At 63.4% G+C, this 20298-nt stretch carries 25 protein-coding genes; 12 read left to right on the forward strand and 13 right to left on the reverse strand.

Annotated elements, in window-relative coordinates; all coding sequences use genetic code 11:
- Positions 1-75: 75 nt before the first annotated feature.
- From ACAD63_RS10365 to ACAD63_RS10390, 6 genes are all read left to right on the forward strand, one after another.
- Positions 76-1047, forward strand: a complete 972-nt coding sequence (locus ACAD63_RS10365) for a quinone oxidoreductase family protein (protein ID WP_133098084.1) — start codon at positions 76-78, stop codon at positions 1045-1047.
- A gap of 124 nt (positions 1048-1171) precedes the next feature.
- Positions 1172-2152 (forward strand): tripartite tricarboxylate transporter substrate binding protein, encoded by a 981-nt coding sequence (locus tag ACAD63_RS10370; protein ID WP_135706433.1) that lies wholly within the window; start codon positions 1172-1174, stop codon positions 2150-2152.
- 12 nt (positions 2153-2164) lie between these two features.
- A complete protein-coding gene (locus ACAD63_RS10375; RefSeq protein WP_135706434.1) occupies positions 2165-3013 on the forward strand; it encodes a TauD/TfdA dioxygenase family protein in 849 nt (282 codons plus the stop codon).
- Between the two features lie 172 nt (positions 3014-3185).
- The gene (locus tag ACAD63_RS10380; protein WP_434033894.1) at positions 3186-4343 is read left to right on the forward strand and encodes a porin; all 1158 of its coding nucleotides are present in this window, start codon (positions 3186-3188) and stop codon (positions 4341-4343) included.
- A 68-nt stretch (positions 4344-4411) separates the two neighbouring features.
- Positions 4412-4981: an RBBP9/YdeN family alpha/beta hydrolase gene (locus ACAD63_RS10385; protein ID WP_434033895.1), complete on the forward strand. Its 570-nt coding sequence runs from the start codon at positions 4412-4414 to the stop codon at positions 4979-4981.
- 99 nt (positions 4982-5080) lie between these two features.
- Positions 5081-5584 (forward strand): hypothetical protein, encoded by a 504-nt coding sequence (locus tag ACAD63_RS10390; protein WP_240746066.1) that lies wholly within the window; start codon positions 5081-5083, stop codon positions 5582-5584.
- Positions 5585-5613: 29 nt separating this feature from the next.
- Here the strand turns inward: ACAD63_RS10390 and ACAD63_RS10395 are convergent, their stop codons facing one another.
- The 8 genes from ACAD63_RS10395 to ACAD63_RS10430 form a co-directional block, all read right to left on the reverse strand.
- A complete protein-coding gene (locus ACAD63_RS10395) occupies positions 5614-5949 on the reverse strand; it encodes a type II toxin-antitoxin system RelE/ParE family toxin (protein WP_434033896.1) in 336 nt (111 codons plus the stop codon).
- Positions 5949-6233, reverse strand: coding sequence for a type II toxin-antitoxin system Phd/YefM family antitoxin (locus ACAD63_RS10400; RefSeq protein WP_133098090.1), 285 nt, complete (start codon positions 6231-6233; stop codon positions 5949-5951). Before ACAD63_RS10400 ends, ACAD63_RS10395 begins: the two co-directional genes overlap by 1 nt.
- Positions 6234-6458: 225 nt before the next feature.
- Positions 6459-7520 (reverse strand): patatin-like phospholipase family protein, encoded by a 1062-nt coding sequence (locus ACAD63_RS10405; RefSeq protein ID WP_434033897.1) that lies wholly within the window; start codon positions 7518-7520, stop codon positions 6459-6461.
- A 53-nt stretch (positions 7521-7573) separates the two neighbouring features.
- Positions 7574-7804: a hypothetical protein gene (locus tag ACAD63_RS10410; protein ID WP_207951294.1), complete on the reverse strand. Its 231-nt coding sequence runs from the start codon at positions 7802-7804 to the stop codon at positions 7574-7576.
- Entirely contained in the window at positions 7797-8411 is a 615-nt protein-coding gene (locus tag ACAD63_RS10415; protein WP_434033898.1) for an NAD(P)/FAD-dependent oxidoreductase, read from the reverse strand. Before ACAD63_RS10415 ends, ACAD63_RS10410 begins: the two co-directional genes overlap by 8 nt.
- Positions 8408-8548, reverse strand: coding sequence for a hypothetical protein (locus ACAD63_RS10420; protein WP_167884620.1), 141 nt, complete (start codon positions 8546-8548; stop codon positions 8408-8410). Before ACAD63_RS10420 ends, ACAD63_RS10415 begins: the two co-directional genes overlap by 4 nt.
- Positions 8549-8592: 44 nt before the next feature.
- Complete coding sequence (locus ACAD63_RS10425; protein ID WP_207951295.1) at positions 8593-9102, reverse strand: DoxX family protein; 510 nt, start codon at positions 9100-9102, stop codon at positions 8593-8595.
- A gap of 98 nt (positions 9103-9200) precedes the next feature.
- The gene (locus tag ACAD63_RS10430; protein WP_133098092.1) at positions 9201-9527 is read right to left on the reverse strand and encodes a BufA1 family periplasmic bufferin-type metallophore; all 327 of its coding nucleotides are present in this window, start codon (positions 9525-9527) and stop codon (positions 9201-9203) included.
- 341 nt (positions 9528-9868) lie between these two features.
- On the opposite strand from ACAD63_RS10430, the gene ACAD63_RS10435 reads away from it, so the two are divergent.
- Complete coding sequence (locus ACAD63_RS10435; protein WP_133098093.1) at positions 9869-10567, forward strand: response regulator transcription factor; 699 nt, start codon at positions 9869-9871, stop codon at positions 10565-10567.
- A gap of 54 nt (positions 10568-10621) precedes the next feature.
- On the forward strand, positions 10622-11635 hold the full coding sequence (locus ACAD63_RS10440; RefSeq protein ID WP_240746104.1) for a sensor histidine kinase: 1014 nt from the start codon (positions 10622-10624) through the stop codon (positions 11633-11635).
- Positions 11636-11637: 2 nt separating this feature from the next.
- Here the strand turns inward: ACAD63_RS10440 and ACAD63_RS10445 are convergent, their stop codons facing one another.
- Together ACAD63_RS10445 and bufB are read right to left on the reverse strand one after the other, a co-directional pair.
- Positions 11638-12426 (reverse strand): HvfC/BufC N-terminal domain-containing protein, encoded by a 789-nt coding sequence (locus tag ACAD63_RS10445; RefSeq protein ID WP_434033976.1) that lies wholly within the window; start codon positions 12424-12426, stop codon positions 11638-11640.
- Positions 12410-13270 carry an MNIO family bufferin maturase gene (bufB, locus tag ACAD63_RS10450; protein ID WP_434033899.1) on the reverse strand — a complete coding sequence of 287 codons (861 nt, stop codon included), beginning with the start codon at positions 13268-13270 and terminating at the stop codon, positions 12410-12412. The genes ACAD63_RS10445 and bufB overlap by 17 nt, the downstream gene beginning before the upstream one ends.
- Before the next feature lie 296 nt (positions 13271-13566).
- On the opposite strand from bufB, the gene ACAD63_RS10455 reads away from it, so the two are divergent.
- Entirely contained in the window at positions 13567-14829 is a 1263-nt protein-coding gene (locus ACAD63_RS10455; protein WP_434033900.1) for a PAS domain-containing protein, read from the forward strand.
- 384 nt (positions 14830-15213) lie between these two features.
- Positions 15214-15444: a hypothetical protein gene (locus ACAD63_RS10460; protein ID WP_133098098.1), complete on the forward strand. Its 231-nt coding sequence runs from the start codon at positions 15214-15216 to the stop codon at positions 15442-15444.
- A gap of 65 nt (positions 15445-15509) precedes the next feature.
- On the opposite strand, the gene ACAD63_RS10465 is transcribed toward ACAD63_RS10460, so the two are convergent.
- Positions 15510-16367, reverse strand: coding sequence for a LysR family transcriptional regulator (locus ACAD63_RS10465; RefSeq protein WP_240746068.1), 858 nt, complete (start codon positions 16365-16367; stop codon positions 15510-15512).
- A gap of 154 nt (positions 16368-16521) precedes the next feature.
- Between ACAD63_RS10465 and ACAD63_RS10470 the strand changes: the two genes are divergently transcribed.
- Complete coding sequence (locus ACAD63_RS10470) at positions 16522-17694, forward strand: pyridoxal-phosphate dependent enzyme (RefSeq protein WP_434033901.1); 1173 nt, start codon at positions 16522-16524, stop codon at positions 17692-17694.
- 26 nt (positions 17695-17720) lie between these two features.
- Positions 17721-18689, forward strand: a complete 969-nt coding sequence (locus tag ACAD63_RS10475) for a tripartite tricarboxylate transporter substrate binding protein (RefSeq protein ID WP_434033977.1) — start codon at positions 17721-17723, stop codon at positions 18687-18689.
- 838 nt (positions 18690-19527) lie between these two features.
- Here ACAD63_RS10475 and ACAD63_RS10480 read toward each other — a convergent pair.
- Positions 19528-19812 carry a type II toxin-antitoxin system RelE/ParE family toxin gene (locus tag ACAD63_RS10480; RefSeq protein ID WP_135706445.1) on the reverse strand — a complete coding sequence of 95 codons (285 nt, stop codon included), beginning with the start codon at positions 19810-19812 and terminating at the stop codon, positions 19528-19530.
- Positions 19799-20095 carry a type II toxin-antitoxin system RelB family antitoxin gene (gene relB, locus ACAD63_RS10485; protein WP_022540171.1) on the reverse strand — a complete coding sequence of 99 codons (297 nt, stop codon included), beginning with the start codon at positions 20093-20095 and terminating at the stop codon, positions 19799-19801. Before relB ends, ACAD63_RS10480 begins: the two co-directional genes overlap by 14 nt.
- Positions 20096-20298: the final 203 nt, after the last annotated feature.

Below are 20298 nucleotides of genomic sequence, written 5' to 3' on the forward strand. Positions count from 1 at the left end.
CGCTGACGCGCTGGGCAGTGGGATTGCCCCCGGCGCGCTCAGAGGCAATAAGCAAAGAATTTCAGGAGACAAGTCATGGCAAAAGCAATCCGGTTCTACGAGACGGGCAGCGCAGACGTGCTCAAGCTCGAGACCGTGGAAGTCGGCAACCCCGGCCCCGGCCAGGCGCGCGTGCGGCACAGCTACATCGCCGTCAATTTCATCGATATCTATTTCCGCACCGGCCACTACCCGCTGGACCTGCCCAATGGCCTCGGCTCTGATGCCGTGGGTGTGGTCGAGGCAGTGGGCCCCGGCGTCACCGACATCCGCGTGGGCGACCGCGTGGGCTACCTGCTCGGCCCGCAGGGCGCCTACTCGGACGTGCGGGTCATGCCTGCCGAGTGGCTGATCCCGCTGCCGGACGGCGTCTCCGACCGCGTCGCCTCGACGCTCATCATGAAGGGCATGACGGCGCAATACCTGTTCCGCCAGGTCTACCCGCTCAAGGGCGGCGAAACCATCCTCTATCACGCCGCAGCCGGCGGCGTGGGCCTGATCGCCTGCCAGTGGGCACGCGCGCTTGGCGTGAACATGATCGGGACGGTCAGCACCGACGAGAAGGCGGAGCTTGCCAGGGCCAACGGCTGTTCGCACGTCATCGTCACCTCGCGCGAGAACATCGTCGATCGCGTGATGGAAATTACCGACGGCAAGAAGGTTCCGGTGGTGTTCGATTCGGTCGGCAAGTCGACGCTGGACGCCTCGCTGTCCTGCCTGCAGGTGCGCGGCACGCTGGTCAGCAACGGCACGACTTCTGGCCCCGTCGAGATCGACAGCCGCACGCTCGCGGCGAAGGGCTCGCTCTGGGTCACGCGTCCGGCCATGGTCCACTATGCCACCCCGCGCTCGCACATGCTCGCCATGGCCAGCGAGGTGTTCGACATGGTGATAGCCGGAAAGATCACCAGCGAGCCGAAGCAGCAGTTTGCGCTGGAAGAGGCCGCGCAGGCCCATCGCGCGCTGGAAAACAGGCAGACGAGCGGTGCCACCGTACTGGTGCCGTAAAGCCGTCCCGTAGTCCCTCCCATGCAGCGGTCGCATTTTCCCCCTCGCCGGGGCGAGGGTTGGGGGACGGCTGCGCCCTCGAAAGCAAGTTCACATTGCTGGAAACACCGAGATGGAGACAAAGATGTCAGTCCGACCTGCCGTTCTGCGCGTGCGCCGCGTCGTCGCCGCATCGATCCTTGCACTTGCCATGCCCGCCGCCATGGCGTGGACCAACAAGCCGGTGCGCGTACTGGTGCCAGCGCCTGCCGGCGGCACGATGGACGTGATGGCCCGCATACTGTCCGAACAACTCACGGCAGACCTGGGCCAGCCCGTGGTTGTCGACAACAAGCCGGGTGCCGGCGGCGCCATCGCGGTCGGCGCATTGCTGGCGGCGCCGCCCGATGGCCAGACCATCCTGGTGTCGGCGACCAACGTGTTCGCGGAAATCCCGCACGCGATGAAGGTGCCCTACGATCCGATGAAGGACGTGAAGCCGGTTGCGGCCGCGGCCAGGTCGACCCTGCTGCTCGTCAGCGCGCCCGGCCTGCCCGCCAAGGACCTGCCGGGGCTGATCAGCTACGTGAAAGCGCATCCGGGTAACCTGAGCTTTGCCACCTACGGCCCGGGCACGGCCTCGCAGTACGCCGGCATGATCATGAACCAGAAGGCGGGGATGGATCTCCAGAACATCCCGTTCGCGGGATCGCCGCAGGCCCTGACGCAGGTGATGGGCGGGCAGATCGCCGTGATGTATGACGGCATGGTGACATCGCTGCCATACCTAAAGGCGGGCAAGCTCAAGGCCTATGCCGTGGCCGCCAGGCAGCGCTTGCCGATGCTCCCGCAGGTGCCGACCTTCGCCGAACTGGGCTATCCGGAGGTTGACTTCAGTAACTGGACCGGCGTGTTCGTGTCATCCAAGGTGCCGGCAGAGCTGACCGAGAAGATCCAGGCCGCGGTCCACAAGGCAGCCTCCAGGGCCGGCGTGCAGGAACGGATTGCCGCGCTCGGGTTCGAGCCGCTGCAGCCGCAGAGCCTTGGCCAGCTCAGCCACGATCTGCGCGCCGATTTCGATCGCAACGCCCGCATCGTGAAGACCTTCAACCTCCAGCCGCAATGACATCCATCGACCATGCGAGTTGAACAACTTACCTGTGCGATCGGCGCGGAACTCATTGGGGTCAGCCTGGCCGATGCGATCCATGATGATGGCCTGTTCGCCGGCATCCGCGAAGCGCTGCTCAAACACCGCGTGCTGTTCCTGCGCGACCAGGACATCACGGCTGCCCAGCACGTGGCCTTTGCGCGCCGCTTCGGGGAGTTGGAGGATCACCCCGTGACGGGCAGCGACCCGGAGAATCCGGGGTTGGTGCAGATCTACAAGACGCCGGCCAACCCGCCGGATCGCTACGAGAACGCCTGGCACACGGATGCGACCTGGCGCGAAGTGCCGCCGCTTGGCGCCGTGTTGCGGTGCCGGGAGTGCCCGCCAATCGGGGGCGACACCATGTGGGCCAACATGGTGCTTGCGTACGAGAACCTGCCCGGCCACGTCAAGGAGCAGATCGCCGACCTGCGGGCGCGTCACAGCATCGAGGCGAGCTTTGGCGCCGCCATGCCAATCGAGCGGCGCCTGGCGCTGAAGAGCCAGTTCCCTGACGCCGAGCACCCGGTGGTGCGGACCCACCCGGAGACTGGCGAGAAGGTGCTGTTCGTCAACGGATTTACCACTCACTTCACCAACTTCCACACGCCGGCGCGCGTGCGCTTCGGGCAGGACCACAGCCCCGGCGGCGCCGACCTGCTGCGCTACCTGGTCACGCAGGCCTATATCCCCGAACACCAGGTCCGCTGGCGCTGGACGAAGAACAGCGTGGCCATCTGGGACAACCGTTCGACCCAGCATTACGCCGTCATGGACTATCCGCCGTGCCACCGGAGGATGGACCGCGCCACCATCGTCGGAGACCGTCCTTTCTGATCACAGCAGGCCGCCGCATACCGGGAGGGTGCTGGCTGCCGATCGTTGAACTGGGGGGCGGATTGCAAGACCCATCCCCCCTGTAGTAGCGGCGCACCAGACGCCGGAAGTCGTAGTGACTGAGCCTGAGAACAATCAAATGAAAACGATGAACCATGGAGGATGGGAGTAGATGAAAAGAGCATTTCTTGCCCTGGCCGCCGCGATGGCATGTGGTACGGTCCAGGCGCAGTCCAGCGTAACGTTGTACGGCGTGATCGACGTCAACCTCGAATACGTCAATAAGGTCGGCGTCGTGCCGTCGGCGGCCAACGGCTTCAATCCCGGTACGGGCAATTCGGTGTTCCGCGAGAACTCCGGCGGCTACTCCGGCTCGCGTTGGGGCCTGCGCGGCACGGAAGACCTCGGTGGCGGGCTGAAGTCCATCTACGTGCTGGAAAGCGGCTTCAACGCCGATACCGGCACCCAGCAGCAGGGCGGGCGCATGTTCGGCCGCCAGGCTTTTGCCGGCCTCAAGTCGGACTACGGGCAGGTCACCTTCGGCCGCCAGTACACTTCGCTGTTCGTGTCGTTGGCCAACTTCATGCCGGCCCGCTTCGCCACGCAGTATGAACCGGCGGGCGTCATCGCCGGCGCGAACTTCCGCGAGGACAACGTGGCGCAGTACACCGGCACGTTCGGTCCCGTGACCGCCATGGCGCACTGGTCGTTCGGCGTCGGTACGACGCTGCCGCAGATCAATCCCGGTATTCCCACGTTGGGCGGCAACGGCGAAGTGCCGGGCCAGTTCCGCCGGGATTCGGCCTACGGTGCGGGCGTGACCTACATGAACGGCCCGCTCGGGCTGGGCGTTGCCTACGACCAGTGGAACCCGACGATCGGCACGAGCAACGGCACGTTGAAGAAGGCGGCCGTCATGGCCAGCTATGCGATTGGCGCGGGTAAGTTGATGGGCGGCTACCGCTGGGGGCAGAACAAGGACCAGACCGGCAGGGAGTTCCTGCGCGACGACTTCTACTGGATCGGTGGCCAGTACCGCGTGTCGGCTGCGCTGGACTTCACGCTGGAGTATGACTACCAGAACCTGAAGAATGTCGGCGGCAACACGCACGCGGCAAATCCGTGGCAGATCGCTCTGATCGCCGACTACGCGCTCTCGAAGCGGACTGACGTGTATCTGACCACTGCGTATACCCGCAACGCAGGCCTGACCATGGACTCGGCAGCGAGCGGCTTCGCTACCAGCCTGGCGCTGGGCAATAGCTACTCGCTGTCCAATGGGCAGAAGTCCATGTTCGGTGCGGCCGTGGGCATCCGCCATATCTTCTGACCGTTGCGTACATCCCGCAGGGCAGGGAGCGATCACGCTCCGGATCTCAACCGAGGAAATCGATTTCCATGACTTCTACCAACCTGCCGACGGTCGTGATTGTTCCCGGTCTTCGCGACCACATGCCGGAGCACTGGCAAACGCTGCTCGCCGAACAACTGCAAGCGCAGGGAAGGGCTGTGCAGATCGTGCCGCAGATCGACCACGACAAGGCCCTGCGCAGCGCCAGGGTGGCGAACCTCGAGCGCGTCGTCAGCGGCATCGAAGGGCCGATCGTCCTGGTGGCCCATAGCATGGGATGCTGCATCGCCGTGCACTGGGCGCAGCAGACGACGCGCGAGGTCCAGGGCGCTTTGCTCGCGGCCCCCGCCGACCTCGACACGCCCCTGCCCGCCGGCTACTCCGATCCGCAGACGCTGGCTGCCAACGGCTGGACGCCGCTGCCCAGGGCGCGCCTGCCGTTCCCGAGCATCGTGGTCGGCAGCCGCAACGACCCGATCGGGGGATTCGAACAGGTCCACGCCCTTGGGCAAGCCTGGGGTAGCCGCTTCGTCGATGGCGGCGACATCGGCCACCTCTCGCCGCTCGACGGATATGGCAACTGGCCGAAAGCCGCGGAGTTGCTCCGCGAGCTGTGACATTCATCATTCATTGCGTCTCCACTCCGGGTGCCGACCTCCGGTCCTGATGACACTTTCCACGGCAGCCGGGCTTCGGAGGTTCCACAGGCAACGCCTGTGGAACCTCTTCTTTGTTTTCAACAGGCTGTCGCGATCGAAGCGGTGGACTGCCCCCGGCAGGATCCGGGGCGAACGCGGTGGCGAACCTTAACGGTGCGGTATATTCAGAGCTTCGAGAACACGCGCAAGACAGACGGCATGGCTCACAAATCCATTCGGGTATCGCATGTTGGCGTACCCGGTGACCTAAGCGTCCTGAAACTGAAGGGCTATCTGAAATCCGCACTCGCGGGTGTGGCGCAAAGCGCCGCCGACGATGAGATCCTGCTGGTCAAGGTACTGGTGCCACGATCGCTCGGTCTGCAAGCCGGTGAAAAACTATTGGACAAGATCTTGCAGGGGATCGTTGACAGAGATCCACGCGTAAGCCGGGTATCAGTGGAATTTGTCGACGGCGAAGTCACACCAGAGAAGATCGCGGAAAGCCAGGTGCGAACGCAAAAGGAAATTGACGCCTACGGCCACCTGCTTCAGTCGACGGACAACGAACAACCGGATTGACCAGGGTTCGCGACGCTGGTCGTCTCTTCTTACACCTGCAGGATGATTTTTTGTAGCAGGGCAGTCAGATCTCGACGCTGATCTATGATCAAGTGCACAAAAATGGTGTCATCCCTGACTTCATAAATAATGCGATTTTTTCCGCAATGCACTTCGCGGAACCTGTTCGCGGTTAGCCCACTGAGTTCATCGACAATGTGCCCGCATTCGGGAAACTCCCGGATGCGAGTCATGGACGCCTGGATCTGAGCATATGAGTCTTCCCAGACGGCCATGCCAAATGCGTCCACCACATAGCGGCGCACCCGCTTCAGTTCGGTTTTACCGCTGTCGAGAAGCTTTGCCTTCAGCAATTTGGAGGCCATCAGCGCTGCTTCTCTTTCCGGTCCAGTTCGTCCAGCTCTGCGAACACCTCATCGATGTCGGAAAACTTCTCCTGCTCGATCTGCTTCTGCCCCAGGGCCAGAATCTTTAGCAGGGCTAATGTCTGCCGGTCGGATTCGTAGCTGCGCACGTCTTGGACAACGAGCTTGGCTTCGCCGTTCTGGGTGATGATTAATGGTTCACCGGATTCAGCGAGGTCCTTGACGATCTGCGCGGCTTCACTCTTGAGATAGCTGATCGGCTTGACGTGATCGGCGATTCGCATCGCACCCTCCTGTGGATGACATGACTGGACCGAATATAGTCCGTTAACAGTCTTTCGTCAACTTTGCCCGACTCGACGCCGTACTCGGGCGGCCGCGCGGTTCCCCCAAAAATCAAAGTCACTCTCCGCGTTGAGGTCACCTCGGAGTATGACGAAACCGCCACATTTTAGGTGCGTAACTGAAGAGATCGGCGCCGTCCGTTGCGGCAGCGCTGCGTGGTTGGATCAAAGAAATTCCTGTTGCAGGTCGACGGTGCCCCGTTCACCGATGGCGTCATAGTTCTGCTGCAACCAGCGCCCCGCCTGGTCCCGGCCCTGGTCGCGCAGGTAGCAAAGAAAGTCCCAGTCCGCGTTGAGCTTGCTGGAGACGCCGAGCGCCATCATGGTCTGGTCGGATCGGATCGAGTGGATCAGCATTTCCTTCATGTCCCCGCCGCGGACCTTGCCATCCTGGATCAGTCGGGTGACAAAGCTGATCGCGCGCAGTTCGCGGATCAACGAGGAATTGAAGCTGACCTCGTTGATGCGGTTGAGGATCTCCGCGGCGGTCTTCGGCACACCCTTGCGCACGATGGGATTGATATGGACGATCACCACGTCACGTGCGCCGCAGTTGTATATCAGCGGGAAAATGGCCGGGTTGCCGACATAGCCACCGTCCCAGTAGTGTTCGCCGTCGATTTCGACGGCCTGGAACAGGAACGGCAGGCAGGCCGACGCCAGCACCGCCTTCAGTGAGATGTCGTCGCGTGAGAACACGCGTATCTTCCCGTTCTCGATGTTGGTCGCGCACAGGTAGAGCTGGATCGGGCAGCGCTGGTTCAGCGCGTCAAAGTCAACATGGCGGGCTAGTACATCGCGCAGCGGGTTGAAATTGAGCGGGTTGAACTGGTAGGGCGACAGCACCCGCAGCGTGATGTCCGTCAACAAGTACATCGGCGAGTAATCGAGCCCATAGCCACTGGACAGCCAGTATTCCCATGGCAGCTTGCGGAACGGGCTGTGGACGCGCGCGGTGCTGGCAATATCGCGCCAGAAGTCGTGCAGGGCGGTGCGGGCGCGGGGCGGGCCGCCCTGGAGCAGGCCGTACGCGAGTACCGCGGCGTTCATCGCGCCGGCACTGGTCGCGCTGACGCCCTCGATCGCCAGCCGGCCGTCTTCTAGCAGGCGATCCAGCACGCCCCAGGCAAAGGCACCATGGGCTCCTCCGCCCTGCAACGCCAGCGTGACCGGCTTCACGGCCTGGCTGGGTTGGCCGGACTCTTGCACTCCAGTATCGGTCGGCATGGCGTGTCTCTAGTGCTGTGTCCAGCCACCATCCATGGCGAGCTCCGTGGCGGTCATGGAGGCGGCATTGTCTGTTGGATGCCTGCGTTATTGACGATGAGGTCAACCTTGCCGAACTCGGTAGCTGCAAATTCCGCCATGTCGCGAACCGGTTTAGGCCGGCGCGCCGGCGAATAGCGCACAACGCACGCCGTACCCGCGCCGTGGATGGCAAAGGCGTGCGCAACGCCAAGCACGATACCTCTGCTGTAGCCGGTAACGATAGCGGATCTTCCTTTAAGCATGTTGATCTCCGGTTAGCGTCGGGGTAGGGTGGGGCGCCCGCAGTACGCCGGAAGCTTTATGCTTTGCCATGTGGGCCCAGAGACGCAGCTTGCGGCCGAGGGTCGGCATACGCATCAGGTATAGCGCACGCCAGGCCAGCCAGGCCGGCAAGCCGGAGAAGCTGAAGCCATAGACCTGGGCAACGCCCTTCATATGCCCGATGCTGGCCATTGCGCCTTTGCTCTGATACGAGAACGGCTGACACGCACGCTGTTCGAGGTAGGCGGCGAGGTTATGCGCGAGCTGGCGCGCCTGGGCCACGGCGAACTGCGCGGTGGGCAGCGAATCCCGATCGGTGGCGGCATTGGCCACGCGTGCGCAATCGCCGATGGCCCACAGTCCGGGCATGCCGCGCACCGACATATCCGGGTTGGTCTCGATGCGTCCGCGCCGGGTGGCCAGCGCGAGATTGCGCTCGAGCGTGGCGACCAGCGGATTCGGCTTGGTGCCGACCGTGCAGATCACCGTCGCGCCCTCGATCCTTTCGCCGTCTGCGAGCACCACGGTGTCGGCTTCGCAGCGGGCGGCGCGGGCGCCGAGCCTGAGCCGGATGCCGCGCGCGGTCATTTGGCGTGCCGCGGCCAGGCCAAGCGAGGCGGGCAGCTCGGGAAGGAGTTGTGCGGTGTCCGCTTCTCCAGCGCCTGGGCCTGCGTGGTGCCGGCGAATCCGCCACCGACAATGACGATGTTGTTTTCTGCAAGCATGACGGTTCCTTGTTCGCCCTGGGACGGCGCGTGTGACTGTCGAGCTAGTGGCTGGCTTTGCCGCGCAGCAGGAAGCGGTCGATCAGGTGGTCCAGCGACAGCTGCCCGGGGCCATGCAGCAGCGTGACCAGCAGCAGGAGCCCCCAATACTGGTGGTCCTTCAGGCCAACTTCGCCCAATCCGGGATACGAGATCACTGCGACGATGTTGAAGACGAACAAGGCCAGCGCGGCGGCCCGCGTGCCGAGCCCGAGCACGAGCAGCACCGGCAGGCTCAGCTCTGCGGCGGTACCAAGATAGGCGGCCAGGGCCGGGTTCAGGAGCGGCACGGTGTACTCGCTTTCGAACAGCGCAAGCGTGGTGGACCAGCTGGCGAGCTTGGTCAGCCCGGACTGGAAGAACACCAGGCCGATCAGGACACGAATGCCGAGATCGAGCACGGGAGCCAGGGTTTGCAGCAGGCGGATTGCCGCCTGTGCGGCGGTAATGATGCGCGAAGACTTTTTGCCGCCCACATCCAGCGGCGCGGACGACAGGGGGGTAGTGCATTTCATTTTGGGCCACCTTGCGAAGCGGTCAAGGACGGGGGCAGGCCGGGGTAGCCGTGACGCGGTGACGCGTCACGGCATTCCGCTGCAGGCTCGGGTGCCGTTCAGGCCGGGGAGGCCGCCTTGGCGGTCGGGCTGAGCTCGCCGCTCTTGCCACCTGGCTTGGCGAACTCGGACGTCTGCAGCCGGCCCCCGGAGATTTTTTCGCAAGTGCCCTTGGGCACGAGGATCCAGGCCTCCGCGTCACGATCGACCTTCGCTGTGGCAGCACAGGAACTCTTGCTGGTGCCGCAGTCGTTCTTGCCGGCCTTGGCAATGCCGGCGCATTTTTCATGGCTGCCCGCCGCGGCCATGGCCTGGGAGGTGGCGCCGGCAATACCAAGCGCCAGCATGCCCGCAATGGCACCGCGGATGATTTGATCGCTGTTCATGATGCACACTCCGTATTCGGTTGGGTTCAGGACAGGAGGGATACCTGTCTCTGGATGGCAGTATGGAAAGGCGAATTCACGCTGGTTTCCCTCAGATCTCAAATATTCGTCACGAGGCACGGGCGAGAGCGGTTGAGGGTGGGTGCGGGCGGCGGGGGACGACGGGAGAGCAGGCGAGGCCGGGCGTCACGCCGACGGATGGCTTTCCATCCACGAAATGCGTTCTAGAATGATCTAGTGTCTGACGTCTGACGGACACGCGGGGCCGCGCGGGCCGCAAGCCAGGAGGCCCGCGACGGTCTCGCCGACATGCCGCACGTTTTCAACGATGAGGTGACACCATGTCGCGCCAGGTGCTGGTGATCGAGGACGACGCGGATATCGCCGAGCTGGTACGCCTGCAGGTGAGCGGCCTGTCCTGCGACGTGAAGGTGATCAACCACGGCCGGGCGGGACTGGACGAAGCGCTCAGCCATCCCTATGACCTCGTTATCCTTGACCTGATGCTGCCGGGTGCCGACGGGCTGGAGATCTGCCGGCGCCTGCGCGCGGAGCCGCGCTATACCCCGATCCTGATGCTCACGGCACGCTCCACCGAACTCGACAGGGTGCTGGGACTGGAGATGGGCGCCGACGACTACCTGACCAAGCCGTTCAGCGTCCTCGAGCTGACCGCACGGGTCAAGGCGATCTTCCGTCTGGTCGACACCCTGGTCAATCCGCCATCGGATCGTCCCAGAACGGTGCAGGTCAAAGCCCTGCACATTGATATCGACAAGCGCGAAGTGAACGTGCGTGGCGCGCCTATCTGCCTCACCGCCAAGGAATTCCAGCTGCTGCTGTACTTTGCCAGCAATCCGGGACGCGTTTTCAGCCGTGCCCAACTGCTGGACCAGGTCTGGGGCTATAGCCATAGTGGCTACGAGCACACTGTCAGCTCACATATCAACCGGCTGCGCGCCAAGATCGAGCTCGATCCCAATGCGCCGGAGTACATCCAGACCGTATGGGGCGTGGGCTACAAGTTCAGCAACACGTAAGGGGCAGGGGGCCTCATGTTCCGAACCCTGTACGGGAGAGTGGCAATCGTGCTGATGGTGGTGTTCATCACCATTGGCGCGCTGATGATCCTTGCCTCACAGAAGATGATCGAGACGCAGCGCCTGCTCGAACTGGCGACCGACCTCATCATCGGGACGGTTGCCTTCAGCCTTGTGGCGGCGCTGATCGTGTTCCGGCTGTTGACGGTGCGTTTGCGCGTGCTGTCCGACGCCATTGAGGCATTCCGCGCGGGCGGGTTTTCCACGCCGGTGCGACTGGCGCAGGGCAGCCGTGCGGACGACGAGATCCAGAAACTCAGCACGGCCTTCGAGGAGATGTCCGAGCGGATCGTCACCCAGCTTGCGCAGTTGGGACAAGTGGATCAGCAACGGCGCGAGCTGCTTGCCAATGTTTCGCACGACCTGCGTACGCCGCTCGCATCGATGCAAGGTTACCTGGAAATGCTGCTGCTGAAGGCAGAAGAAATGACGCCCGATGACCGCAACCGCTACCTGCAGGTGGCCACCAGGCACTGCGAGCGCCTTGGCAAGCTGGTGCAGGACCTGTTTGACCTGACCAAGCTCGAAGCTCAAGAAGTCCAGCCGCGGCTGGAACGCTTCCCGTTGTCTGAACTGGCGCAGGACGTGGTGCAGAAGTTCGCCCTGGCGGCAAACAAGCGGGGGCTGGCCTTGCTGGCGACGTCGGGTCCGGGCTGCCCTCCGGTGAACGCCGACATCGGCATGATCGAGCGGGTGCTGGAGAACCTGATCGAGAATGCCATGCGCTATACGCCTGCCGGCGGCAAGATCAGCATCGATGTGCAGCCGGTGGGGGAGCGTGTGGAACTGACCGTGCGAGACACCGGCGAGGGCATCGACGCGAGCCAGGTGCAGGGTGTCTTTGACCGTTACTATCGCGTGGAGCGTACGGAGTCCGATAATGGCAGCCATGTCGGCCTGGGCCTCGCCATCAGCCGGCGTATCGTACAGTTGCACGGCGGCGAGATCCGCGTGTGCAGCGCGCTCGGCCAGGGCACTGCCTTCACGATCGACCTGGAACGAGGATAAGGTCAGGCGGCGCGTATTTCAAAATCATGGATCGTCGCGTCCAGGATGCGACGCTCAAGAAAGCCGGCCAGCGCGAAGTCGGGCGCGACTTGCAGCGCCTGTCGATAAGCCGGCTCCAGCGCGGCACCGCCATGCAGCGCTTCGAGCATGGCGTATTCCCCAACCTCCAATGACTGCGCTTCAACCGCAAAGCCGCTGCGCCTGACCAGCAACCAGTCGCCGCCGCTGCCGGCGTCGATCTCTGCGTCCTCCTCGGCGTCCGGCTGGTTCGACTGCCAGATGCGCAATACGGGGAACGGCGACGCGAGCAAGCGGCAGGCCGGGGCCAGCCGCAGCTGCAGGCACGTCGCCTCGGCCTCGGCGAGTGTGCCTAGGGTGGCGAGGCGATCGAGCGTCAGCGGCGCCGCGTCGGCAGCATGAAAGGCTTCATGCATGAGCCATTCCAGCCTGGCCACATCAGGCAGGTAGCGCAAGCCAGCAGCCGGCTCGAATTGTGCGAGGAAATCTGGAAAGCTCTGGCCGAAGCGCTGGATATCACCGCTGGTGGAGGGGCAGGCCCGGATATACCGGCCAGCCGTGGCATCAAAGAACGGCTGGCCCACCAGGCACGAAATCACGGGGAATACGGCGCCCAGGGCCTCGCACAGGTTCTGGTGTACGTTGCCCGCGTAGACGTCGAGGCATCGTTGCGCGTCAATGGCCCCATCGACGATATAGCCGGCGAGAGCTGTCGGGTCCTGCCCGAACAGCGCCCGGGCAAAGCGGGTCTGGATCTCATGCAATGAAGGCATCTTCAATCTCCAGCATCTGATCGGCCCTGCGGGCTTCGTCCAGCAGCACTGAGAGCGCGGGAATGTCGGTATCCCACTCGATCAGCGTGGGCAGCGGGCCAAAGCGGGCGAGCGCATGGCGGTAGAGATGCCATACGGGCTCGGCCACGCGCTGGCCGTGGGTATCGATCAGCATGCCATCGATGACGTCAAAGCCAGCCAGGTGGATCTCCCTCACCACGCCCAAAGGGATCGCATCGATATAGCTCAATGCATCGCTACCGTGGTTCATCGCGTTCACGTAGATGTTATTGACGTCGAGCAGGATGCCACATCCTGTCCGCGCTACCAGCGCCGCCAGGAATTCGGGTTCGGCAATCGTGGAGTGAGTGAATCGGAGGTAGCTGGTGATGTTCTCCACCAGCAACGGCTGTTGCAGGTAATCCTGGACTTCCGCCACATGGGCGCACACGATCGCGAGCGATTCGTCGGTGTAGGGGAGGGGCAGCAAGTCATTGAGGTAGCGATCACCGATGCGGCCCCAGCTCAGGTGTTCGGATACCAACCCTGGCTCGAAGCGCCGGATCAGGGCCGCCAGACGACGCAGGTGATCGCGATCAGGCCGATCCGTCGCGCCCAGGCACAGGCCTACGCCATGCAGGCTTAGCGGGTAGGCGGCGCGCACCTGCGCGAGGTAGTGCAGGGGCTGGCCGCCGTCACCGAAGTAGTTCTCACTATGGACTTCGAACCACCCTGTGCGCGGCGTTTGCGCGAGGACCTGGCGATAGTGTGGTGCGCGCAGGCCGATCCCGGCCCGGGGCGGGACGGCGGCGCCGAAGTCAGGCAAGGGGCTGGTGGATCGCATCGCAAGTCCTGTCGGTCGTGGTTGTCCTCCGTACCACTCTCGCCGACAAAGATCACGAAACCCTCACGGCGCCTTCAATTAACTCCGCCGATCGCAGGGGGAAAGGGCGCTGGCGATGCCGCCGCACTGGTTGGTGACGAATTCGTGGACTATGTTAGGTAGGGCTTGCGGCGACGCGTCACGAGGTACGGAGCCGGCATCGCGTGTTTCCACTGAGGCCGCTTAAGCTGTCAAGCAAAAAGCACTTGTTGTGGATGCCAGGCCGCACCGGTTGGCGCCACAGAAAGAGAGCCAAGATGGGCCTGAAAGCAAAGCTGCTGCTGCCGCCGGCATTGATCAGCCTGGCGCTGGTGGCTTATCTTCTGGTCGGCTGGGTGCCCGGAGCCGGCCCTCCCGGCACGCGTTCGGGCATTGTGCTGGTGGTTGCGGTCGGCTTGGCACTTATGCTCGGCATCCTCGCGCTTGCCGTTCACGCCTTCTGGCGACGTCCGCTGGACGCGTTGTTACGCTCTTGCGTCACCTCCGTGGCCTCACGCAATGCGGGCGCCGGGCAGGACAGGTTCCCTGATGAGTTCGAGCAGATTCGCCAGGTCGTTACGGATTTGCGCGCGTGCGTCGAAGCCGCGCAAACCGAACTGGCGTTGTCCGTGCAGCAGCGCCGGCAGCAGGAGGTCGCGCTGCGCTCGAGCGAGGAGCGCTACGCCCTGGCCATGCGTAGCGCCGACGATGGCATGTGGGAATGGAATCTCCAGACCAACGAATTCCATCTCTCCGAGCGCTGGAAGGCCATGCTCGGCTTTGAGGACGACGAACTGCCGGACACCCTGCAGGCCTGGACGGAACGGCTTCATCCCGCCGATCGGGTCGCCGTTGAGCAGGCAATCGCGCGGCACGTCGAGGGTGCGAGCCCGCGCTATCAACAGCAGTGCCGGTTGATGCACAAGGACGGACACTACCGGTGGGTCAATTCCCTGGGCAGCGCCATCCGTCATGCCAACGGCAAGCCATTGCGGTTAATCGGCATGGATACCGATGTGACGCGCATCAAGCGTGTCGAGGACATACTCAGGCACATCGTCGAGGGGACTTCCGGCACCTGTGGCGACGAATTCTTCCGCGCGCTTGTCCGCCATTTCGCTGCCGCGCTCGATGTCCCGTGCGCTTTCGTGACGGAATGCACAGGGTGGCCACCGCGGCGGGTCCACACGCTGGCCTTCTGGTTCAAGGACGCGTTCCGCGACAACGTCGAGTACGACCTGGCCGGCACCCCTTGCGAGGCGGTGTTCGAGCAGGGCTTGCCTGTGTTCTACCCAGAGGGTATCGGCAAGCTGTTTCCGCGGGAGCAGGGCTTCGAATGCTATTACGGTTTGCCGATTCAGGACAGCCAGGGCAAGGTCATCGGCCACATGGCCTTCCTCAACATTCGAAAGATGCATGAGGAAGAAGTCCTGATGGACTACGTGTACCGCATCTTTACCGCGCGCGCCGCCGCAGAGATAGAGCGCAAGGCGGTTCTCGAACACCTGACCCGCACGCAGGTGGCGTCCGCTGACCGGTAGCGCAGCGACGCACGGCGCGAGACCGACGCACTCGCGCGCGCGATGTCCGAGCGCCAGACGGCCCCCGCTAGCGCCCCCGCTAGCGCAGGCTTAAGTCCGTTCTTGCCACCGTCCCACGCCCACGTCGCATGGCAGCCCGTTGATCGCTCCTGGAACGCGATGCGGTGGCACCTCGCATGCCATGGTGCGCCGTGACAAAAATTTGATCTTTAACGGACAAAGCCGTGAGGTCCGTTGCGCACACTACGTACCAAGGACAGGCGATTAGCCTGTTCGAGGCTAAACCCGTCGCGGATCGTCATCAGGCTATCCCAGGCTGCTTGAGTTGCAGCGCACTGATCATATCGGACGGCACTAGGTAGTTGCCTGAAAAGGAGATGGAAAATGTCAAAGCAAATCTTGTTGCTGATGTCGGCGGTTGCCGCCTTCGGCGGCGCCGGTGTCGCGCATGCTGGCATCGGCATGCGTGATGTCTATACCGATGGCGCCAGGATTGGGACGCAAGATATCTATACCAATGGCGGCAGAGCAATCATCGATCGCCCAGACGTGTTCCTGGATGGCGCGAGAATTACTAACCGCGATGGCTTGATCGAGGAAGGCGCTCAAAGGTAATTGCCGCCTGATCAGAACAAACTACGGGGCGCTCCGCATGAGCGCCCCGCGTTGCTACGCAGTTATCACTGCAGAGCAGCCAGGCGCTGACGGCACAGGCTTACGAACTGCTGGGCCGCAGTGGATTGCCCTTGGGTCGGATGAAAGGCAAGGATTGCCCGGAACCGAACGGGCGCGGAGAGTGGTACGCTTCGCAGCCCGAGGGCTACGTAGATACGGGCCACCAATGGATTGGTGATCGCGAGGCCAGCGCCGGCCAAGGCGAGGGAACACTGCGTGTGGCTATAAGGTGTGGTTGCCACGAAACGCGGCTCGATGCCGAGCTCGGCAAAGCACGCTTGCAGCCGGCGTTGCGCAGGATCCGCAGCGTCCAAGCCGATTAACGGTACGTCGATCAGATCCTCGATTCCGACCTTTGCGCGCGTCGCGAAAGGATGCGTCGCGGGCGCGACGCAAACGGCCTGCACTGAATAGAATTCGGACGCAGTCAGACCACTGGTGTCCGCCTCGTCGCCCATGAACGCGATATCGAGTTCGCGTTGAAGCAAGCGTTCGCGCAAGCCCCGCGAGCTGTCGACCTCCAGCTGGCAACGAACGCGGGGATAGCTGTGAATGAAATCGGCCACCGAAGACGGTATCACGCTGGACGCCATGGCGTGCAAGGCCCCCACGCGCAGGACCGTGTCTTCGTGGGAACGCAATTGATCGATCTTGCGTTGCACAGCGTCAAGCCCGACATAGACGCGCTCGACTTCGTCCATCAGCGACGCCGCCTCCGGTGTCGGCACCATACGGCCTTTGGTTCGATCGAACAGTCTTAACCGCGCTGCGTTTTCCAGTTGTAGCACGATCTGTGTCACGGCGGGCTGGCTGATGTGCAACGCTTCGGCGGCCCGGCGCGCCGATCCCAGACGCATCACCATGCGAAACACCTCGATTTGCCGAGCGCTGATCACGATGTCGGCGGCTGTTCCCATATCCACCCTATAAGTTTTACTTAACTTGATTATCGAAACGCCCGCGTTGCCCCAGGGTGCCTTCGCATAGACTCAGGTCACTATCACCTGGGCTTCTACCATGCGCGCCAGCCACTCTCCGCATCTCACCGAACCGCTTGTCAACCCGGCGATGCACGCCCTGCAATGCATTACGTGTCACGCCCAATATCCGGTCAGTGACATGCCGGAAGGGTGCACGGCCTGCGCAAGCGCTGGCCGGCCAAGCAGTCTCGAAGTGGCCTACCATCTCCAGGCCCTGGATTTTGCACCAAAAAGCGGAAGTTATATGTGGGGGCATTGGCAGCCCTACCTGGAAGGCGTGTCGCTGGGAGAGGGCGCCACGCCATGCGTGCCGGTTCGAACCCTTGCTTCGCTAGCAGACGTGGCCTCCATCTGGCTCAAGAATGAAGGCGCAAATCCTACGGGATCGCACAAGGATCGCATGTCGGCGCAGGCCGTAAGCCGGGCTCTCGATATTGGCGCGAGCGAGGTGGTACTGGCGTCAAGCGGCAACGCCGCAGTCTCGGCCGCGGCCTATTGCGCCGCCGCGGGTCTGGCCTGCGAAGTCGCGACCTACCAGGCGCTTCCATCCGTGTTTGACGCGGCCTTGCGCTATTACGGCGCACGGCGTGTTATTTGCGACAACGGTCACGCGCGATGGGAACATGTCCGCCGCCGCGTCAAGGAGGCGGGAGCCTTTGCGCTGACCAACTATAGCGTGCCCGCAGTGGGCAGCCCGGTATTTGGTGTTGAAGGTTACCGCGCTGTCGCACTGGAGTGGGTGGTTCAAGGATGCCGCCCCGACCATGTCATGGTGCCAACAGCGCGGGGGGATTTGTTGTGGGGCATCTATAGCGCGCTGCGGGACCTCGTCGCCCTGGGGCACGTCTCGAAGATGCCTCGCCTTTGGGCGATCGAGCCGTTTCCACGGCTTTCGCGCGTGCTGGCGGGCGCGTCGCAGCAGTCCGACTTCCCAGGCACGACCCAACAATTTTCCACCGCCGGGTCAACCGTTACTGCCCAGCAGGTCCACGCAGTCAGGCAATCGGGAGGTGGCGCGGTGGTCATCGATGACGCTGCAGCACGCGCGGGCACCCGCCAACTCGCTGCCGCCGGTTTTTGGGTCGAACTGTGTGCGGGGGCGGGGCTGGCTGCCGCGCAAGCGCTGCGTGCCGACGGGCGCATCGACAAAGCGGAAGCCGTCATGCTGATGCTGACTGCACGCGGCGAACGCGATCCGGGACAAGCATGATTTCCAAACAACCTGCGGGGCCACTCATGAGCTTGCGTTCTCCATTTATTGCCATCACTTTTTGCCTCTCGGCGCACGTGCCGTCGGCCCTGGCCGCCTATCCTGAAAAGCCGATTCGATTGATCGTGCCCTGGGCTGCCGGTGGCAGTACCGATGCACTGGCCCGTGCGTTGGCACAACGCATGAGCGAAACGATGGGCCAGCCTGTCGTTGTCGACAATCGCGCGGGCGCTTCCGGCCGCATCGGCGCCGACATGTTGGCAAAGTCGGCCCCTGACGGCTACACGCTGGGTGTCATTGAACTGGCGCATACCGTTGCACCGTCCGTGTTCCGCCAGATTTCATACGATGTGTTGCGCGACTTTGCGCCCGTTTCATTGCTTGGCGAGGCACCCCTTGTCTTGTTCGTGGATAGCACGCACTACCGAGCAGGCGACATCCAACGGTTCCTTGCGGACTCACGCAAGGCAGGAATGCCCCTGCAGCTTGCCACAAGCGGGAACGGCACAATTAGCCATCTGGCCGCCAAGATGCTGGAAACCCAGACTGGGATCCCGGTCGATGCCGTGCCATATCGGGGCTCGGCGCCGGCGCTGACCGATGTGTCTGCGCAACTGGTCAAAGGCCATTTCGCAACGCTGGCAAGCGGCAGCAGCCTCCTTGGTGGCAGTAAGATCTCGGCGCTGATGGTGACTGGTCCGGCGCGTGTGTCTTCGCTTCCTGGCGTTCCCACTGCGGCAGAAGCCAAGCTTCCGGGATTGCAGGTCAGCCAATGGTGGGCCCTGGTGGCACCCGCGCGAACACCGTCGACCGTCGTGAGCAAGCTGGCGGGCGAAGTCCGCTCGGCATTGGCGAGTCCGCAGACCAAAGCACGGCTCGACAGCCAGGGTATCGATCTCAAAGCATCGTCACCTGCTCAACTCGGAGATCGGCTTCGCGAAGAGGTGGATCGTTGGGCGAGCCTGGTGAAACAAGCTGGCATTCAACCCGAATAAGCGGCGTCGGCTGCTTCGTCGCACCCGCCCCCCGCCCCAAGTGATGGACCGCGTCCCGGGGGTAGCTGGCCGCAACCTACCGGGTTCCGTGCCCGGCCAGCACTAGAACGGGAAGCGCGCACAGCGGCCGTGGTGCCTGGGCTGGGCAGGCCACGATGGTGGAGGGCGCCCTTGAAATCCCCCGCGAATGCCTGGCGACTCACCGGTATGCCTGCGGGGCGCCAGCGGCGGAACAGCGGACGTCGTGCATTGAGAGTGGCGTGCTTCACCGTCGGTTGCCGGCCGCGTTGCCCGGCATGCCTGTTGGGAACATCGGACCGGGATGTTCCCGAGCGCTTTGAGCACTGATGGGATTAAGTCCTTATAAATGCAATTAACTGCCCACTAGCGAGTTCTCCAGACTTTGTGTTGAGTCAGGCGAGCTGCGGGCCGCCTGACTCTCGGCGCTCTCCCAGGCAGCGCGCAGATCCATCGCGCTCGGCTGGTCACGCCGCACCGACGACGCCAACCGCTTCGTGTACACGTCTGACGACGATGCGGGGTATATCGCCGCCTGCCGCTTTTGGCATCGACGACGGTCTGGTCCTGGCTGCTGCAGGAATACGGCGAGCCTCATGATGGTGCAATCTCAAGAAGGCAGTCGACGAGCTGCCGCGACGATCAGCGTCGAAGCCGGCGCGCCGTGTTTGCGCGTCCTGGACGCGACGTCAGGCAGCGTTAGTGCTTGGATGTTTCAGGTGGTCTGTCACGCAAAAGGCTGGTGGGTTCGCCGAGGGCGAAGCCGAAAGCGCGTAGCGGCAGGGCGGCGCACCCATTTTTTGGTCAGTCCTCGCCTGGCTCAACCGGGCGACGGCCATTGCTGCGCGGCATGGAGTACCCGCAGGATCCGGATGGAGGTGGCATCCACGGCGTACACGACCAGGTAGTTGGCCGCCACGACCATCTCGCGCGTGCCCGCGACGCGGCCGGCTCGGTAGAGCTCGGGGTGTTCCGGCAGCCGTGCCGCTTTCGCTTCGAGGTCGTCCTTCAGGCTCTGGGCCGCATCCGGATTATCATCCGAGATGTAGTCAACGATGGCGAGAAGATCGGCCCTGGCCCACCGCGTCCATTCAACCGCGCGCACGGCGTTTCCGGTCGATCAGCGCCTGAACGTCGTCCATGACCTGGTCATGCGGGAGCGGCGGGGCCGGGTCGGTCAGCGCTTGCTGGACCTTGGCGCGGAACCAAGCATCATAGGTCTCGGGATCCGTCGTCAGACCGGGCGGCAGCCCGCCCTCCTTGGCGATCCGTGTCAACAGGATGCGAACTGCGTCGGACACGGTTAGCCCGACGCTGGCAAGGTTTTGCGTGGCCCGGGCTTTAAGGTCGTCGTCCACCCGGATGTGCAACATTGAAGTATGCGCCATGGAAATCTCCTATGCTTGGACCTGCATTATGCATCTCAATTGAGATACAACCAAGGGGTGAGCGCGGGACCGTGGTATCCGCATGCGCCACGCCACGTTCAGGCGCGATCACGGTGCCAAGGCGGGGCACTCGAGCTGGGCTGGAGGGGCTGCGGTCGCGCATCTGGCCGCCTCGCCGCGGCCTCCTTGGTCTAGCCCATGGG

This window comes from Cupriavidus sp. a3, assembly GCF_051015765.1.
GTDB lineage: Bacteria > Pseudomonadota > Gammaproteobacteria > Burkholderiales > Burkholderiaceae > Cupriavidus > Cupriavidus oxalaticus_A.

Coding starts and splice junctions, on each gene's coding strand:
- ACAD63_RS10455 (WP_434033900.1), top strand. CDS start 13,567: ATGGGCCTGAAAGCAAAGCTGCTGCTGCCGCCGGCATTGATCAGCCTG.
- ACAD63_RS10420 (WP_167884620.1), bottom strand. CDS start 8,548: ATGCTTGCAGAAAACAACATCGTCATTGTCGGTGGCGGATTCGCCGGC.
- ACAD63_RS10445 (WP_434033976.1), bottom strand. CDS start 12,426: ATGCCTTCATTGCATGAGATCCAGACCCGCTTTGCCCGGGCGCTGTTC.
- ACAD63_RS10370 (WP_135706433.1), top strand. CDS start 1,172: ATGTCAGTCCGACCTGCCGTTCTGCGCGTGCGCCGCGTCGTCGCCGCA.
- ACAD63_RS10380 (WP_434033894.1), top strand. CDS start 3,186: ATGAAAAGAGCATTTCTTGCCCTGGCCGCCGCGATGGCATGTGGTACG.
- ACAD63_RS10415 (WP_434033898.1), bottom strand. CDS start 8,411: ATGACCGCGCGCGGCATCCGGCTCAGGCTCGGCGCCCGCGCCGCCCGC.
- ACAD63_RS10440 (WP_240746104.1), top strand. CDS start 10,622: ATGGTGGTGTTCATCACCATTGGCGCGCTGATGATCCTTGCCTCACAG.
- ACAD63_RS10375 (WP_135706434.1), top strand. CDS start 2,165: ATGCGAGTTGAACAACTTACCTGTGCGATCGGCGCGGAACTCATTGGG.
- ACAD63_RS10475 (WP_434033977.1), top strand. CDS start 17,721: ATGAGCTTGCGTTCTCCATTTATTGCCATCACTTTTTGCCTCTCGGCG.
- ACAD63_RS10460 (WP_133098098.1), top strand. CDS start 15,214: ATGTCAAAGCAAATCTTGTTGCTGATGTCGGCGGTTGCCGCCTTCGGC.
- ACAD63_RS10465 (WP_240746068.1), bottom strand. CDS start 16,367: ATGGTGATGCGTCTGGGATCGGCGCGCCGGGCCGCCGAAGCGTTGCAC.
- bufB (WP_434033899.1), bottom strand. CDS start 13,270: ATGCGATCCACCAGCCCCTTGCCTGACTTCGGCGCCGCCGTCCCGCCC.
- ACAD63_RS10405 (WP_434033897.1), bottom strand. CDS start 7,520: ATGCCGACCGATACTGGAGTGCAAGAGTCCGGCCAACCCAGCCAGGCC.
- ACAD63_RS10400 (WP_133098090.1), bottom strand. CDS start 6,233: ATGCGAATCGCCGATCACGTCAAGCCGATCAGCTATCTCAAGAGTGAA.
- ACAD63_RS10385 (WP_434033895.1), top strand. CDS start 4,412: ATGACTTCTACCAACCTGCCGACGGTCGTGATTGTTCCCGGTCTTCGC.
- ACAD63_RS10395 (WP_434033896.1), bottom strand. CDS start 5,949: ATGGCCTCCAAATTGCTGAAGGCAAAGCTTCTCGACAGCGGTAAAACC.
- ACAD63_RS10365 (WP_133098084.1), top strand. CDS start 76: ATGGCAAAAGCAATCCGGTTCTACGAGACGGGCAGCGCAGACGTGCTC.
- ACAD63_RS10430 (WP_133098092.1), bottom strand. CDS start 9,527: ATGAACAGCGATCAAATCATCCGCGGTGCCATTGCGGGCATGCTGGCG.
- relB (WP_022540171.1), bottom strand. CDS start 20,095: ATGGCGCATACTTCAATGTTGCACATCCGGGTGGACGACGACCTTAAA.
- ACAD63_RS10425 (WP_207951295.1), bottom strand. CDS start 9,102: ATGAAATGCACTACCCCCCTGTCGTCCGCGCCGCTGGATGTGGGCGGC.
- ACAD63_RS10470 (WP_434033901.1), top strand. CDS start 16,522: ATGCGCGCCAGCCACTCTCCGCATCTCACCGAACCGCTTGTCAACCCG.
- ACAD63_RS10435 (WP_133098093.1), top strand. CDS start 9,869: ATGTCGCGCCAGGTGCTGGTGATCGAGGACGACGCGGATATCGCCGAG.
- ACAD63_RS10410 (WP_207951294.1), bottom strand. CDS start 7,804: ATGCTTAAAGGAAGATCCGCTATCGTTACCGGCTACAGCAGAGGTATC.